This is a genomic window from Leisingera thetidis, assembly GCF_025857195.1.
Classification (GTDB): Bacteria; Pseudomonadota; Alphaproteobacteria; order Rhodobacterales; family Rhodobacteraceae; genus Leisingera; species Leisingera thetidis.
This window is the reverse complement of sequence record NZ_CP109787.1, coordinates 1,811,342-1,825,296: the sequence shown is the minus strand read 5'-3', so window position 1 is coordinate 1,825,296 and position 13,955 is coordinate 1,811,342. Positions and strand designations below refer to the sequence as shown.

12 protein-coding genes are annotated in these 13,955 nt (G+C 61.8%); 4 read left to right on the top strand and 8 right to left on the bottom strand.

Going from position 1 to position 13,955, the window contains the following annotated elements; genetic code table 11:
• Nucleotides 1-55: 55 nt before the first annotated feature.
• Complete coding sequence (locus OKQ63_RS08695) at nt 56-394, top strand: hypothetical protein (RefSeq protein WP_264213531.1); 339 nt, start codon at nt 56-58, stop codon at nt 392-394.
• Between the two features lie 38 nt (nt 395-432).
• Here the strand turns inward: OKQ63_RS08695 and pgi are convergent, their stop codons facing one another.
• The 3 genes from pgi to zwf are packed head-to-tail and all read right to left on the bottom strand — an operon-like array spanning nt 433 to nt 4,222.
• On the bottom strand, nt 433-2,061 hold the full coding sequence (gene pgi, locus OKQ63_RS08690) for a glucose-6-phosphate isomerase (protein WP_264213530.1): 1,629 nt from the start codon (nt 2,059-2,061) through the stop codon (nt 433-435).
• Nucleotides 2,062-2,078: 17 nt separating this feature from the next.
• Nucleotides 2,079-2,750 (bottom strand): 6-phosphogluconolactonase, encoded by a 672-nt coding sequence (gene pgl, locus OKQ63_RS08685; protein WP_264213529.1) that lies wholly within the window; start codon nt 2,748-2,750, stop codon nt 2,079-2,081.
• Complete coding sequence (gene zwf, locus OKQ63_RS08680; protein ID WP_264213528.1) at nt 2,747-4,222, bottom strand: glucose-6-phosphate dehydrogenase; 1,476 nt, start codon at nt 4,220-4,222, stop codon at nt 2,747-2,749. Before zwf ends, pgl begins: the two co-directional genes overlap by 4 nt.
• A 140-nt stretch (nt 4,223-4,362) precedes the next feature.
• Here zwf and OKQ63_RS08675 point away from each other — a divergent pair, with 140 nt between their 5' ends.
• On the top strand, nt 4,363-5,319 hold the full coding sequence (locus tag OKQ63_RS08675; RefSeq protein WP_264213527.1) for a radical SAM protein: 957 nt from the start codon (nt 4,363-4,365) through the stop codon (nt 5,317-5,319).
• A 16-nt stretch (nt 5,320-5,335) separates the two neighbouring features.
• On the opposite strand, the gene OKQ63_RS08670 is transcribed toward OKQ63_RS08675, so the two are convergent.
• Both OKQ63_RS08670 and OKQ63_RS08665 read right to left on the bottom strand, forming a co-directional pair.
• Nucleotides 5,336-6,463 (bottom strand): hypothetical protein, encoded by a 1,128-nt coding sequence (locus OKQ63_RS08670; protein WP_264213526.1) that lies wholly within the window; start codon nt 6,461-6,463, stop codon nt 5,336-5,338.
• A gap of 181 nt (nt 6,464-6,644) precedes the next feature.
• Nucleotides 6,645-6,914, bottom strand: a complete 270-nt coding sequence (locus tag OKQ63_RS08665) for an usg protein (RefSeq protein WP_264213525.1) — start codon at nt 6,912-6,914, stop codon at nt 6,645-6,647.
• Nucleotides 6,915-7,107: 193 nt separating this feature from the next.
• Between OKQ63_RS08665 and gyrA the strand changes: the two genes are divergently transcribed.
• Nucleotides 7,108-9,840, top strand: a complete 2,733-nt coding sequence (gene gyrA / locus OKQ63_RS08660) for a DNA gyrase subunit A (protein ID WP_434086047.1) — start codon at nt 7,108-7,110, stop codon at nt 9,838-9,840.
• Nucleotides 9,841-9,967: 127 nt separating this feature from the next.
• Nucleotides 9,968-10,318 (top strand): DUF6614 family protein, encoded by a 351-nt coding sequence (locus OKQ63_RS08655; protein ID WP_264213524.1) that lies wholly within the window; start codon nt 9,968-9,970, stop codon nt 10,316-10,318.
• A 194-nt stretch (nt 10,319-10,512) separates the two neighbouring features.
• Here OKQ63_RS08655 and OKQ63_RS08650 read toward each other — a convergent pair whose 3' ends face one another.
• The 3 genes from OKQ63_RS08650 to OKQ63_RS08640 are packed head-to-tail and all read right to left on the bottom strand — an operon-like array spanning nt 10,513 to nt 13,945.
• The gene (locus OKQ63_RS08650; protein ID WP_264213523.1) at nt 10,513-11,982 is read right to left on the bottom strand and encodes a carboxypeptidase M32; all 1,470 of its coding nucleotides are present in this window, start codon (nt 11,980-11,982) and stop codon (nt 10,513-10,515) included.
• Nucleotides 11,983-11,986: 4 nt separating this feature from the next.
• Nucleotides 11,987-13,132 (bottom strand): heme A synthase, encoded by a 1,146-nt coding sequence (gene ctaA / locus OKQ63_RS08645; RefSeq protein ID WP_264213522.1) that lies wholly within the window; start codon nt 13,130-13,132, stop codon nt 11,987-11,989.
• A 60-nt stretch (nt 13,133-13,192) separates the two neighbouring features.
• The gene (locus OKQ63_RS08640) at nt 13,193-13,945 is read right to left on the bottom strand and encodes an RNA methyltransferase (protein WP_264213521.1); all 753 of its coding nucleotides are present in this window, start codon (nt 13,943-13,945) and stop codon (nt 13,193-13,195) included.
• Between the last annotated feature and the right edge of the window lie 10 nt (nt 13,946-13,955).

Genomic DNA, 13,955 nt, shown 5'->3' with positions numbered 1-13,955 from the left:
AGGGACCGGCACCTCAACCAGCTCGGTCACGCAAATTTCCGAAGGCCATATGGTGATGCAGATCAGCAGTTCCTATGAGAACGTCGAAATGGAGGACGCGGATCACCCGATGAATGGCGCCGCCGGGCCATGCTTTGGCGCGGTTGAGATTGCAGCCGGCACAGTCGACGGCGGCGGGTTCTGCGCCTTCACTGATAGCGCCGGTGGCAAGGTCGTTCTGCATTGGAGCGCCGAAGCAATGGATCCGTCCGGCGCCTTGACCGGCAGCTGGAACCTGACGGGCGGTACCGGGCAATGGGCCGACGCCGAAGGGGGCGGCAGCTTCTCATCGCTAACGGATCCGGAAACCGGAACATTCGTCAATACCATCACCAGCAGTGTGACAATGCCGTGAAAACCCGGGCGGGACAGGCGAGGCCCGCCCGCAAACACTCAGGCGGAGCCCCGGGCGCCGGTCTGGCCGGCATCCTGAACAAATGCAAGGAGCGCGCGGGTGGACCCGTCCTTATGCGCCGCTGACCCTTCACGGCGCAGCAGCGGCAGCAGGGAATTCGCCAGCTCCTTGCCGAGTTCCACGCCCCATTGGTCAAAGGAGTTGATGCCAAGTATCACGCCTTCGACAAATACCCGGTGCTCATAAAGCGCAATAATCTGGCCCAGCACATAGGGAGTCAGCTGCGGATAAATCAGCGTCGTTGAAGGCCGGTTGCCCGGAAACACCCGATGCCGGGCCTGCCGTTCCAGTTCGGCTCCCTCATAGCCTGCGGCCTGCATCAGCGCCCGGGCTTGTTCCAGGCCGCGCCCGCGCATCAGCGCCTCGGACTGGGCCAGGCAATTGACCACCAGCAGCTGATGGTGCTGGTCCAGTTCCGGCTCATGCCCCTTGGCTGCAACCAGGAATTCCGCAGGCACGACCGACGTGCCCTGATGCAGCAGCTGATAGAAGGCATGCTGCCCATTGGTTCCGGGTTCGCCCCAGACAATGGGTCCTGAAGCGTACGGCAATGGCGATCCGTCCATGGCAACCGACTTGCCGTTCGATTCCATTTCAAGCTGCTGCAGATAGGCAGGCAAGCGCCGCAGCCGCTGGTCGTAAGGCAGCACGGCGCGGGTTGGGTGTCCGCAAACCTGATTGTGCCAGATGCCGGACAAGGCCAGCATCACGGGCATGTTCCGCTCCCAGGGCGCCTGCTGAAAATGGCTGTCCATCGCCCGGCCGCCTGCCAGGAACGCGCGGAAATTCCCGGGACCGACGGCCAGCATGACACTCAGTCCGATCGGCCCCCAGACCGAGTAGCGGCCCCCGACCCAATCCTCGAAACCAAAAACATGCTCCCGCGGGATGCCAAAGGCAGCGGTTTCCTCCTCCGAAGTGGATAAAGCCAGGAATTGGCGGGCGGGATCGCCACCGCCGCCTTCGACCCAGCGCCGGGCGGTGGCGGCATTGGTCATTGTTTCAACCGTGGTAAACGTCTTGGATGCCACGATGATCAAAGTTGTTTTCGGATCAATCCGTTGCAGGATATCGTGAATGTGCGCGCCATCTGCATTGGAGACAAAATGGCAGCGTGGCCCGTCATGATACGGCGCAAGTGCAAGTGTCGCCATCACCGGCCCCAGATCGGAGCCGCCTATACCGATATTGACCACATCGGAAAACGCACCGCCCGGTCCGGCCAGTTCCCCCGAACGGATACGGCGCGCAAGATCCTCCATCCGTTCCAAGGTCTGGCGCAGCGGTGCGCGGATATCCTCACCATCGACCACAAGCGGCGGCCCGTCCGGATCCCGCAAGGCAGTATGCAGAACTGCGCGGCGCTCGGTCTCGTTGATCAGACCGCCCTGAAACATCGCCGTGCGCCTGCCCGCAACATCCCTCTCGTCGCACAAGGCGGTCAGGCCCGCTCGCACTTCGGCGGTGATCTGCGTCTTGGAGTAGTCAAACAAAAGTGTTTCGTACCGAACGCTGAAACCGCTGGCACGCTGTGGGTCTTCTTCGAACAAATCAACAATGTTTCCGCCGCATTTCTGTGAATGCAACGTCTTCAAAGCAGTAAACATCTGTATCTTTCCTGAATTCAAGGTGCCCAATGGACCGACACCTCGGACAAGACAGCCTGGATCGGCGCATTTTCCGGCGGCAGCGCCATCGCCCGCTCTAACGCCTGTCGCTTGGCATTGCCAAAAATAACCAAATGCTTGGCAATTGCGGCGTCCAGCACCCGCGCCGTCAGGCTGATCCGCGCTTCGGGCTGGCTGTCCGGCCGCATGACGGTGAATGCCGGCGCATCCGGCGCCAGAGCAGCCTCGATCCCATCGGCACCGGGGAACAGCGAGGCTGTGTGCATGTCCTCACCCATGCCAAGAAGCAGAACCGACAAGGGCAGGTTCGGCTCCACCTGGTCTTCGAGTTCCGCCAGCACATCTTCCGGCTGCTGGTTCAGCACGTGGAACGGCAGGAACTGCGCCGATGCTGCCCGGTTCTGCAGCAGCCGCGCACGGATCATCGCGGCATTGGAGCGGGCGTTGTCCGCAGGTACCCAGCGCTCGTCAGTCGCCATGACATGCACCCGGTCCCAATCAATATCCGCAGCGCAAAGATCGTCAAAGATCAGCCCGGGCGTGGTGCCGCCCGCAACCGCCAGGGACGCTGTATCGTGATGCAGCAGATGGGTCTTCAGATCCCCGGCAATTTCATTTGCCACTTCTATCGCCAGCATCTCCTGGTCAGGGTATTCGTGGAATTTCATGGGTTTATCCCTCTCCATTCACGCCCGTCGCGGCGCATCAGCAAATCGGCGTCGCCGGGTCCGGTGCTGCCGCTTTCATAGGGTTTAGGCACATCGCCGCGGGACTTCCAGCCCGCAATCACAGGATCCGTCCAGGCCCAGGCCGCCTCGACCTCGTCGCCTCTCATAAACAACGTCTGGTTGCCGCGCACAACATCCATGATCAGCCGCTCGTAAGCGTCCGGCGGATCGCCGCCTTCGGGTCCCAGCGCCTCGGCAAAGCTCATGTCCAAGGGCACGTCGACCAGCCGCATGCCGCCCTGCCCGGGTTCCTTGATGGTCACGCTCAGGGTGATGCCCTCATTCGGCTGCAGGCGGATTTTCAGGTGGTTGGCATGGCGGCCCGCCTCAGCGCCGAAAATTGAATGCGGCGCATCCTTGAACATCACGTTGATGACCGAAGACCGGTTCACCAGCCGCTTGCCGGTGCGCAGGTAGAACGGCGTGCCCGCCCACCGCCAGTTGCTGATATGCGCCTTCAGCGCCACATAGCTTTCGGTGGTGCTGCGCGGGTTGCCGACCAGTCCGCGGTAGGAGGGATGCGGTGCCTCGGGGTCCAGCCGCGCCTGATACTGGCCGCGCACGATGTGATGCGGCTCCACCGGGTCCAGCGCCCGGATGACTTTCAGCTTTTCGTCGCGCACCGCGTCAGGATCGAACTTGGCCGGCGGCTCCATCGCGATCAGGCACAGAAGCTGCATCAGGTGGTTCTGCATCATGTCGCGCATGGCGCCCGCGCGCTCGTAATAGTCCTCGCGCCCCTCGACGCCGACCGTTTCCGCAACGGTGATCTGGATGTGATCGACATACTGGCTGTTCCACAGCGGCTCGAACAGCATGTTGCCAAAGCGGACCGCCATCAAATTCTGCACCGTCTCCTTGCCCAGATAATGATCGATCCGGTAGATCTGGCTTTCATCGAAGTGGCTGGCGAGCGTCCGGTTCAGCTCCCTTGCGGTTTCCAGATCCCGGCCAAAAGGTTTTTCCACCACAATCCGGGTGTCCGGATTGGCCAGCTCATGGCGGTGAAGCCGCTCGGCCAGCGGCCCGAACAGACCGGGGCCCACCGAAAAATAGAACATGCGGACCGGCGCCTCGTCCGCAGGACGCAGATGAGTCGCCAGCTCGGGCCAGCCCTCCTCCCCCTTGGCGTCAAGCGCCACGTAGCGGACCCGTTCCAGAAAGGAGTTGAGCGCGCCTCCCCCGCACGCCTTGAGACCTGCATGCGCGCGCACCGCTTCGGCGACGATAGTCCGGTACTCCGTATTGGAAAGTGCCGTGCGTGCGGCCCCGATGATCCGCTCGCCGCCCGGCAGCTGGCCGGCGCAATGGCGGCGGAACAAAGCCGGCAGGATCTTGCGCTGTGCAAGATCGCCGGTACCGCCGAAAATCACCAGGTCAAACGGATCGACCGGTATCACACGCGAAACCATTGTTGTTCTTCCTGTCTACGCCGGTTCAGGCGCGGCACACCGCCGCTCACATCCCTGTCATGTGACTGCCCGGCTGCTTTCATTTCCTGCCCAGTATAAGGTAGCTTCCGGCGAAAGGAACTGCCCCAAAGGACATCCGCATGAAAGACCTGCAAAAACCCGTCGCGAACCTGGGCAAATTTGAAGACGCCTATGTGACGGCCGAGGGTCAGGAGCGCGCTTCGGTTCCGCTCAGCCATCCGGAAACGCTTTGGTTCAATACAGGCACCCTGTGCAACATCGAATGCAGCAACTGCTACATCCTGAGCTCCCCCACCAATGACGCGCTGGTTTATCTGACAGAAGCGGAGGTTCAGAGCTACCTGGACCAGATCGCCGATCGCGGCTGGCCGGTTCGGGAAATCGGGTTTACCGGCGGCGAGCCTTTCATGAATCCCGAAATCACCGCCATGGCGCGGGCCGCATTGGAACGCGGCTATGAGGTGCTGATCCTCACCAACGCGATGCGGCCGATGATGCGCAAGTCAGTGCAGGCGGCGCTGCTGAAGCTGCGGGACGATTTCGGGGACGGGCTGCTGACCCTGCGGATCTCGGTTGACCACCACAGCAGGGAATTGCACGACAAGGAACGCGGTGCGGGCAGTTTTGCCAAGACCATTGAAGGCATGGAATGGCTGCGCGACCACGGCTTCCGCATTGCGGTGGCCGGCCGTACCGTCTGGGGCGAAAGCGAAGCGGAAGCCCGCGCCGGCTATGCCGCTTTGTTTGCCTCCCATCGCTTTGCCATTGACGCACAAAACCCCGGTCAAACCGTATTGTTCCCGGAAATGGACGAAACCGTGGAAGTGCCGGAAATCACAACATCTTGCTGGGATATCCTCAACAAGGCTCCGGACAGTGTGATGTGCGCGTCCTCCCGAATGGTCGTCAAACGCAAAGGTGCAAGGAATCCCGCCGTTCTTGCCTGCACCCTGCTGCCCTATGCTCCGGAATTCGAATTGGGCGAAACCTTGGCTGAGGCCGAACATCCGGTGCAACTGAACCATCCCCATTGCGCCAAGTTCTGCGTTCTCGGAGGGGCCAGCTGCTCAGCCTGACAGCTTCCGGCAGGAGTCAGAACTCCCAGGTTCCGACTGTGAAATTGTCGGCGGTCAACTCTACGTCGGTGGTGAACTCCACCAGAATGTTGTCGCCATAGAACAGCTTGTCCTTGGCGTTGTTCATGTACAGACGGTCTTCGTCGGAGTTTTTCCACACAGACCGCTTGAAGGTCACATCCGTGTTGCGCGGGACCGACACGGTTGCTTCCTCCGCGTCGAAGACAAACACGTCGTCGGCCGCCGAGAAATCGTCAAGAATTGCCACCGTGGAATAGGCGTCCAGCTCCAGAAACAGCTGATCCTTGCCCGCGCCAGTACTGATTGAGTCCGCGGCGTTGGTAAAGTTGCCAGTCAGCACATAGATATCGTCAGCGCCTGAACCTGCATCCAGGCGTTCCGCGTGCATCCCTTCCAATACGATGGTATCCGCACCGCTCCCGGTACTGATGGTTGCGGTGAGACTGTCCGGAGTGGCGAGTGTCGATCCGTTGATGATAACTGTGTCTTTGCCCTTGCCGGTGAACACGCGAAGACCGGCTGACACGGTCCAATCGCCGTTGAACTCAAAATAGTCGTGTCCAACGCCTGTCTTCACCAACAGGTCATCAACATCCTGGTAAGCGGTGTAAAAGACCTTGTCGTCCCCTCCCAGTGTCCTGACCTGGACATCATTTCCCGCAGCGGACGCCAATTGCTGAATTTCCAGCGTGTCGTCTTTCTTGCCCGACCGGACAACAAAATCTCCGCTCCCGGTACTGGTGAGAAGCGCGATGTCATAGTCCCAATGCTCGACCGAAGTTACACTTGTCTTGATCTGGCCAAGATCCAGCGTGAACCCGCCGGTCATCTGTACGTTCACATCCGAGGACACCGTGTCGTAGCCCTTGCCACCATCGAAGCTAAGTCCGCGGTAGTCGTTCAGCTGGCCGTCGGCGGTCAGATCGAAGCTGAGGGAACCCAGCCAATCGCTACCGCCGCCGCCGAAAAACCGGTCTGAAAGATCGGGAACCGTACTGGACCCCGCATCGTGGTGGTATAGCGAAAATGTGTCATTCCCGCCCAGACCGTATAGGCTCTCGCGGATGGTGCTTGTGGCCTTAAGAACGTTATCAAACTGATTTCCCAAGATATTTGTGCGCATAAATCCCCGCCGTGCCCCCTGCTCTCTGGCTGCCTGCCATTGCCTGATGCTGCCCGAATCCGATGGGCAGCACCAGAAGCCCTGACACGCATAGGATTAAGGCCGCCCCTGAGCTCCCGCAACAGGAAAGGGTTTCCCGCACCGCTGCAGGTTCACCCGCAGCACGCCGAATGGGACCTGTTTAATGAATCTGGAATTCGCCGACCACGTTGCGCCATTCGCCCGGGCCGATCATCTTGCGGTGATTGAAACGCACCGAGTGAAGCGGCCCGTCGATCTCGCGGTGCCAGAACTCGATGAATTCGAACAGCCGCGGGTGATCCGGTGCCAAATCGTATTCCTGCCAGACAAATGTATTCAGAACGTGGATATGGTCCGGCATATGGTAGGTGAATTCTGCCGTGGTCAGCCCGTATCCTTTCAGCATCAGCTCGGTCTCACTGGTCGCCATTTCAAGCCTCCAAATCTTGCCCCCTTCTAATGATGCTAGGCTGCAAATAGTTAATTTCTCCAAAAACAGTGCGTTACCGATACGTGAACGGCCTGCTTGCGCCTTTCCGGGCTGTTTGCTTGCGCCCCATATACGGTATCTGATAGGGTGCGAACACAATATATAGAGCCATAAGAAAGAGCGGGCAGCCAACGTGAGCGATACGCCGGAAACTCCTGAAAATATGGAAGAAAACCTGCCGGAACGTCCGGTGTACGATGGGCCGACGGTTTCGATCGAGTCCGAGATGCGCACCTCCTATCTGGACTATGCGATGTCCGTCATCGTGAGCCGCGCCATCCCGGACCTGCGGGACGGGCTGAAACCGGTTCACCGGCGCATTCTTTATGCAATGCACGAATCCGGCAACACCCATGACAAGTCCTACCGCAAGTCGGCCCGCCCGGTCGGCGATGTGATGGGTAAATACCACCCGCACGGCGACAGCGCGATCTATGACGCGCTGGTGCGGATGGCGCAGGACTTCTCGATGTCGCTGCCGCTGCTGGACGGCCAGGGCAACTTCGGCTCGATGGACGGCGATAACCCGGCGGCCATGCGCTACACCGAGGTGCGGATGGACAAGCCCGCCGCGGCGCTGCTGGCGGATATCGAAAAAGAGACCGTCGATTTCCAGGACAACTACGACGGCAAGGACCGCGAACCGACGGTACTGCCGGCCCGGTTCCCGAACATGCTGGTCAACGGCGCGGGCGGCATCGCCGTCGGCATGGCCACCAACATCCCGCCGCACAACTTGGGCGAAGTGGTGGACGCCACCCTGGCGCTGATCGAGGATCCGGATCTGACCAGCGAACAGCTGATCGAATACATCCCCGGCCCGGACTTTCCGACCGGCGCTGTGATGCTGGGCCGCTCCGGCGCCCGCAAGGCCTATCTTGAGGGCCGCGGCAGCGTGATCATCCGCGCCAAGACTCGTGTCGAGGAGATCAGGAAAGACCGCTATGCCATTGTCGTGGACGAGATTCCCTATCAGGTGAACAAGGCCGCGATGATCGAGAAGATCGCCGAGCAGGTCCGCGACAAGAAGATCGAGGGCGTCTCCCACGTTCAGGACGAATCGGACCGCAACGGCGTGCGGGTGGTGGTGGAGCTCAAGCGCGACGCAACACCCGAGGTGGTGCTGAACCAGCTGTTCCGCTTTACCCCGATGCAGACCTATTTCGGCTGCAACATGCTGGCGCTGAACGGCGGCCGGCCCGAGCAGCTGACATTGCGCCGGTTCCTGACCTCCTTCATCGACTTCCGCGAGGACGTGGTCGCACGGCGCACTGCGCATCTGCTGCGCAAGGCGCGCGAGCGCAGCCACATCCTGTGCGGCCTGGCGGTTGCGGTCACCAACATCGACGAGATCGTGACCACCATCCGGCAGTCCGCCGACGCGGCTGAAGCGCGCGAGAAGCTGATGACCCGGCGCTGGCCGGCCCAGCCGATCCTTGAATACATCAAGCTGATCGACGATCCGACCCATACCGCCAACGAGGACGGGACCTACAACCTCTCGGAAACCCAGGCCCGCGCCATTCTGGAGCTGCGGCTGCAGCGTCTGACCCAGATCGGCGTCAAGGAAGTCACCGACGAGCTGGAAGAACTGGCAGGCAAGATCAAGGAATACCTTGAGATCCTGTCCTCGCGCGAGCGCATCATGGGCATCATCGGCGACGAGCTGCGCGAAGTGCGCGACAATTTCGCCGTGCCGCGCCGCACCGAGATCGTCGACTGGTCCGGCGACATGGAGGACGAGGACCTGATCGAGCGCGAGGACATGGTGGTGACCGTGACCTCCGGCGGCTATATCAAGCGCACCCCGCTGGCCGACTTCCGCTCGCAGAAGCGCGGCGGCAAGGGGCTGTCGGGCATGCAGACCAAGGAAGAGGATGTGGTGACCACGCTGTTCGTGGCCAATACCCACACCCAGCTTCTGTTCTTCACCACCGACGGCATGGTCTATAAGCTCAAGACCTGGCGCCTGCCGCAGTCGGGCCGCACCGGCAAGGGCAAGGCCATCGTCAATATCCTGCCGATACCGCCAGGCGTCTCCATTGCCGCCATCATGCCGGTCGATGTGCCGGACGAGGAATGGGAAAACCTGCAGGTGGTGTTCGCGACCAGCGGCGGCGACGTGCGCCGCAACCGGCTGTCGGATTTCACCAACGTGCGCCGCAACGGCAAGATTGCCATGAAGCTGCCCGAGGACGGCTCGGTGCAGCTGGTGAACGTGCGGATCTGCTCGGAAGACGACGATGTGATGCTGTTCACTGACTCGGGCCGCGCGATCCGCTTCCGTTCCACTGATGTGCGGGTGTTCAACTCGCGCGAATCCACAGGTGTGCGCGGCATCAGATTGAGCGGCGAGGACAGGGTTGTTTCCATGTCGGTCATCCGGCACTCGAAATACAGGCCTGAACAGCGTACCGCTTACCTCAAGATGCGCCGTGCGATGGCCGGATTGACGGACGATGCCGAAACCTCGGATGAGGACGCCGTTGAGGATCCGAATTTCTCCACCGAGCTTTATGCCGAGATGTCGGCAGCGGAAAACCTGATCCTGACGATCACCTCCGGCGGCTCGGGCAAACTGTCGTCCTCGCATGACTATCCGGTCCGCGGCCGCGGCGGCATGGGTGTGACCGCGATGGACAAGGCGATGCGCGGCGGCGAGATCGTTGCCTCCTTCCCGGTGGAGATGGATGACCAGATCATGCTCGCCACCTCCAAGGGCCAGTCGATCCGGGTGCCGGTGGAGGGGATCTCCTTCCGCTCGCGGTCGGCCGGCGGGGTCCGGGTGTTCAACACCGGCAAAGGCGAGGAAGTGGTCTCGGTTGCCTGGATCGCGGAGAACGGTGAGGAAGAAGAGGACAGCTAAGCCACTCGCTTCCTGACAGAATTCAAACGCCGCCCCGAAATTCCGGGCGGCGTTTTGCTGTTTAACCGCCGCCTAATCTTTCTGTGTCAGACTGCCCTTGAGTTGTTTCTTGCCAAGGGGTTGCCCCATGAACCTGTATCACTGCTCCATTGACCTGCATCACGAAGCCAAGGCGCTCAGCTTCGCCAGCGCGGTTGAGCAATGGATGAGCTACCTGCAGGAGCGCGGCGTCGTGCTGGGCTGGCGCCTGCTGCGGCGCAAATTGAATCTCGCCAGCGACAACTGCCGTGATTTTCTGCTGGAGATCGAATTCAAGGACATGACCCAGCTGGATCAGGCCTTCCGTGTTCTGGGCGAACATGACGAGGAGGTCGATAAACTCTACTCACATGTCACCGCGCTGATCGCCACGGCCGAGATCGGCCTTTACCGCCCCTTCCCGGATCCCGAGCGGGCCGAACGGATGGCATTGATCTGAAGGCGCCCGCCTCAGATCAGGCTTGGCGCCAGAACAAAGCTGGCAAATATCAGATAGGCTACGGCTGTATGCATCAGACTACTCTCTTACTCACATCCCCATGAGCCACCGAGAATATCCTTAAAATACGGCATTTCCGGGGCAGCGGAATTCCCGCTTCCCCGCAATGGGGTTAGGCCGGAACCCGGGCTGAATCAAAGATCATAGAGCAGGCTGAATTTCTCTTCGAGATAGGCCAGCAGCGGCTCGTGCCCAGGCTCCATACCGGCCGCATGAACGATGGTTTCGCGCGGGGTGCGCACCCCGCCGTGCTGCTGCAGGTTCTCCTTCAGCCAGCCGGTTGCGCCTGAGGTATCGCCCTCAGCCAGCTGCGCATCCAGCCCCGGCACATCCCGGCGCAGCGCCTGGTACAGGCAGCCGGCATAGACGTTGCCCAGCGAATAGGTGGGGAAATAGCCGAACAGCCCCACCGACCAATGCACATCCTGCAGGCAGCCATTGGACGGCTTGTCCACCGCATAGCCGAAGTCGGCTTCAAACCTGTCATTCCAGGCGGCCTCCAGATCCTTCACCGCCAGATCGCCGCTCATCAGCGCCCGCTCCAGGCCGAAGCGCAGCATGATATGCAGGTTGTACTGCAACTCATCCGCTTCGGTGCGGATATAGCCCTTATGCACGGCATTCACCGCCGCATAAAACGCATCGGCGTCCGCCACGCCGAAATCACCAAAAGCCTGCTTCATCTCTTCAAACAGCCAGCCGGCAAAGGCGCGGCTGCGGCCGATCTGGTTTTCGTAGATCCGGCTCTGGCTTTCATGCACGCCCATCGACACGCCGCTGCCCAGCGGGGTCAGAAGGAAATCGCGGCGGATATTCTGCTCATAAGCGCCGTGACCAACTTCGTGGATGGTCGAATAGAAGCAGTTGAACGGGTCGGTTTCACTGGTCCGCGTGGTGATCCGAACATCCAGGCCGGACCCGGAGCTGAACGGGTGCACCGCCTTGTCGACGCGGCCATGCGCCATGTCATAGCCGAACACCTTGGCAATCTTGCGTGTCAGCTTCATCTGCGCGGCTTCGTCAAAGGTGCCCCTCAGCCCCTCCGGCGCGGGTTTCTCCAGCACCTTGGCGCGCAGCGCCACCAGTCCCGGGCGCATGGCATCGAAGATCGCCGCGATCCCTGCCCCGGTCATGCCGTGCTCATAATCCTCGACCATGGCGTCATAGACGTCGCCGCCCGCCGCCAGCGCCTGGCCTTCCTCGCGCTTCAGGGCGACGACTTCCTCCAGTACCGGCAGGAAAGCGGCCACATCCTCATCTGCCCGTGCGGCTGCCCATTTGCCTTGCGCCTCCGAGGTGACTTGCGCGATCTTCTTGGCCAGATCCGCGGGCACCTTGACGGTGCGCTCATAGCTGCGGCGGATTTCGCGCAGCTGGGCAGCGCCTGGCTCATCCGGCGCCTCGGCCTGCTCCAGCCATTCTGCCACCCGCGGGTCGCTGCGGCGGGCGTGCAGCACCGCTTCGATCGCGGCCATCTCCTCGCCCCGCTGCGGCGCCGCCCCGCGCGGCATCACAGTTTCCTGATCCCAGCCCAGCCGGCCCGCAATCTGCCCCAGCGCCTGGGTCTCGCGCTGGAAGGCCATCAGTTCGTCAAATGCGCTCATGGGGTCAGTGATCCTTGATCGAAGTTGCAATGGGATAGGCAGACAGGAAACGCGCGCGCAGGATCAGCACCCAAACGGCAATGGCCATCAACTGGTGCGTGATGGCCGCGTGCAGAGGGGCCGCATAAAGCACGGTCACGATTCCCAGCAGGACCTGGACCATCAGCGCTGCAAAAACAGCGTTAAAGGCAAAGCGGGTCCGGGCATGCGCGCTGCCGCGCCCGCGCAGCCAGGCAACAACGCCAAAGGCAAACAGCAAATAGCCCGCCACCCGGTGAATGAACTGCACCAGGCCCGGGTTTTCAAAGAAATTCTTCCACACGGGCTCGATCATGAAGGGGTTTGGCGGCATCACCTGCCCGCCCATCAGCGGCCAGTCGGTATAGGAGCGGCCCGCGTCGATCCCCGCCACTAGCGCGCCCAGCAGGATCTGCAGGAAAGCGAAATGCATGAGACCAGTGGACAGGCTGAACAGCTTGGCTTCCTTGGCGCGCCGCGCCTGCATCAGTTCCCGTTCCTCGCGGCCCAGCATCAGCACATACCACGCGATGAAGCCGAGGATCACGAATGCCAGCCCCAGATGCACCGCCAGCCGGTAGGAGGCGACCGCAGTCATTCCCTCGCCCTGGGTGACGCCCGAGGCCACCATCCACCAGCCGATGGCACCCTGCACACCGCCCAGCACGCCGGGCAGCAGCAGCCGGCCGGTCCAGCCCGCCGGGATCTTGCGCGCCACCAGGAAACCGAGGAAACCAGCTGCCCAGACAACACCGATGACCCGGCCCAGCTGGCGGTGGCCCCATTCCCACCAGTAGATCGATTTGAAATCGGACAGCTCCATCCACTGGTTCTGGATGCGCCACTGGTCGATCTGCTGGTACTTCTCGAATTCCGCCTGCCAGTCGGCTTCGGACATCGGCGGGATGGCCCCGGTGACGGGCCGCCATTCGGTGATCGACAGGCCGGAGTCCGTCAGCCGGGTCAGCCCGCCCACCACGATCATCACCACCACCAGCGCAAACAGCACCATCAGCCAGGCGCGGATCGCCTTGCGGGCGCCGCCGCGGCCGCGGTCTATCAGCCCCGGCTGCACTGCGGGCGCATCCGATTTTTCACCCTCAACTTCTTCGAAAATGCTGCGCTTGCTCATGCTTGCCTCTTCACCTTTGCTGCCAAGCTAGGGGCGGAATATGTTAAGGTCCAGTGCGGCTCACGCGCCGCCGCGCTCTTTCCAGCGGACCATCTGCCGCATGATCCCATGCAGCATCTGCACGTCCGCGCGGGTCATCCGCATCCGGCTCCACAGGTTGCGCAGGTTGGTCTTCATGCTGTCCGCCTTTTCCGGCGGGAAAAAGAAACCCGCTGCTTCCAGCCGGTCCTCGTAATGCTCCACCAGTTTCTCAACCTCAATGCCGGTCGCCCAGTCGCCCTTGCTGCCGAGGTCTGTGGTTTCATGCACCACTTCGGCGGACTGGCGCATCCATTCATAGCCGGTCAGCAGCACGCACTGCCCCAGATTCAGCGAGGCATAAAGCGGGTTCACCGGCACCGAGATGATGGCATTTGCCTTGGCAATGTCCTCGTTTTCCAGCCCGGCGCGTTCGGGGCCGAACATCACCGCGACCTTTTCGCCCGCCGCGATCTTTTCTGCCGCAATCTGCATCGCGCGTTCCGGGCTGTAGACGGGCTTGGTCAGCCCGCGCTGCCGGGCGGTGGTGGCAAACACATAGGTGCAGTCGCCCAGCGCCTCGGGCACATCGGCGCACAGCTGCGCCTCGTCCAGCAAGCGGCCCGCGCCCGAGGACATCGCCACCGCCTTGGGGTTCGGCCAGCCGTCGCGCGGCGCCACGATCCGCATCCGGTCGAGCCCGAAATTCCACATCGCCCGCGCGGCTGCACCGATATTCTCGCCCATCTGCGGGCGGACAAGGACAAAGGCGGGCTGAGGGGTGTCGGTCGGCATGGCTGCGGGC

Excerpts from the sequence above, each read along its gene's own strand:
- OKQ63_RS08695 (WP_264213531.1), top strand. The coding sequence starts at position 56 with ATGCAGATCAGCAGTTCCTATGAGAACGTCGAAATGGAGGACGCGGAT.
- pgi (WP_264213530.1), bottom strand. The coding sequence starts at position 2,061 with ATGTTTACTGCTTTGAAGACGTTGCATTCACAGAAATGCGGCGGAAAC.
- pgl (WP_264213529.1), bottom strand. The coding sequence starts at position 2,750 with ATGAAATTCCACGAATACCCTGACCAGGAGATGCTGGCGATAGAAGTG.
- zwf (WP_264213528.1), bottom strand. The coding sequence starts at position 4,222 with ATGGTTTCGCGTGTGATACCGGTCGATCCGTTTGACCTGGTGATTTTC.
- OKQ63_RS08675 (WP_264213527.1), top strand. The coding sequence starts at position 4,363 with ATGAAAGACCTGCAAAAACCCGTCGCGAACCTGGGCAAATTTGAAGAC.
- OKQ63_RS08670 (WP_264213526.1), bottom strand. The coding sequence starts at position 6,463 with ATGCGCACAAATATCTTGGGAAATCAGTTTGATAACGTTCTTAAGGCC.
- OKQ63_RS08665 (WP_264213525.1), bottom strand. The coding sequence starts at position 6,914 with ATGGCGACCAGTGAGACCGAGCTGATGCTGAAAGGATACGGGCTGACC.
- OKQ63_RS08655 (WP_264213524.1), top strand. The coding sequence starts at position 9,968 with ATGAACCTGTATCACTGCTCCATTGACCTGCATCACGAAGCCAAGGCG.
- OKQ63_RS08650 (WP_264213523.1), bottom strand. The coding sequence starts at position 11,982 with ATGAGCGCATTTGACGAACTGATGGCCTTCCAGCGCGAGACCCAGGCG.
- ctaA (WP_264213522.1), bottom strand. The coding sequence starts at position 13,132 with ATGAGCAAGCGCAGCATTTTCGAAGAAGTTGAGGGTGAAAAATCGGAT.
- OKQ63_RS08640 (WP_264213521.1), bottom strand. The coding sequence starts at position 13,945 with ATGCCGACCGACACCCCTCAGCCCGCCTTTGTCCTTGTCCGCCCGCAG.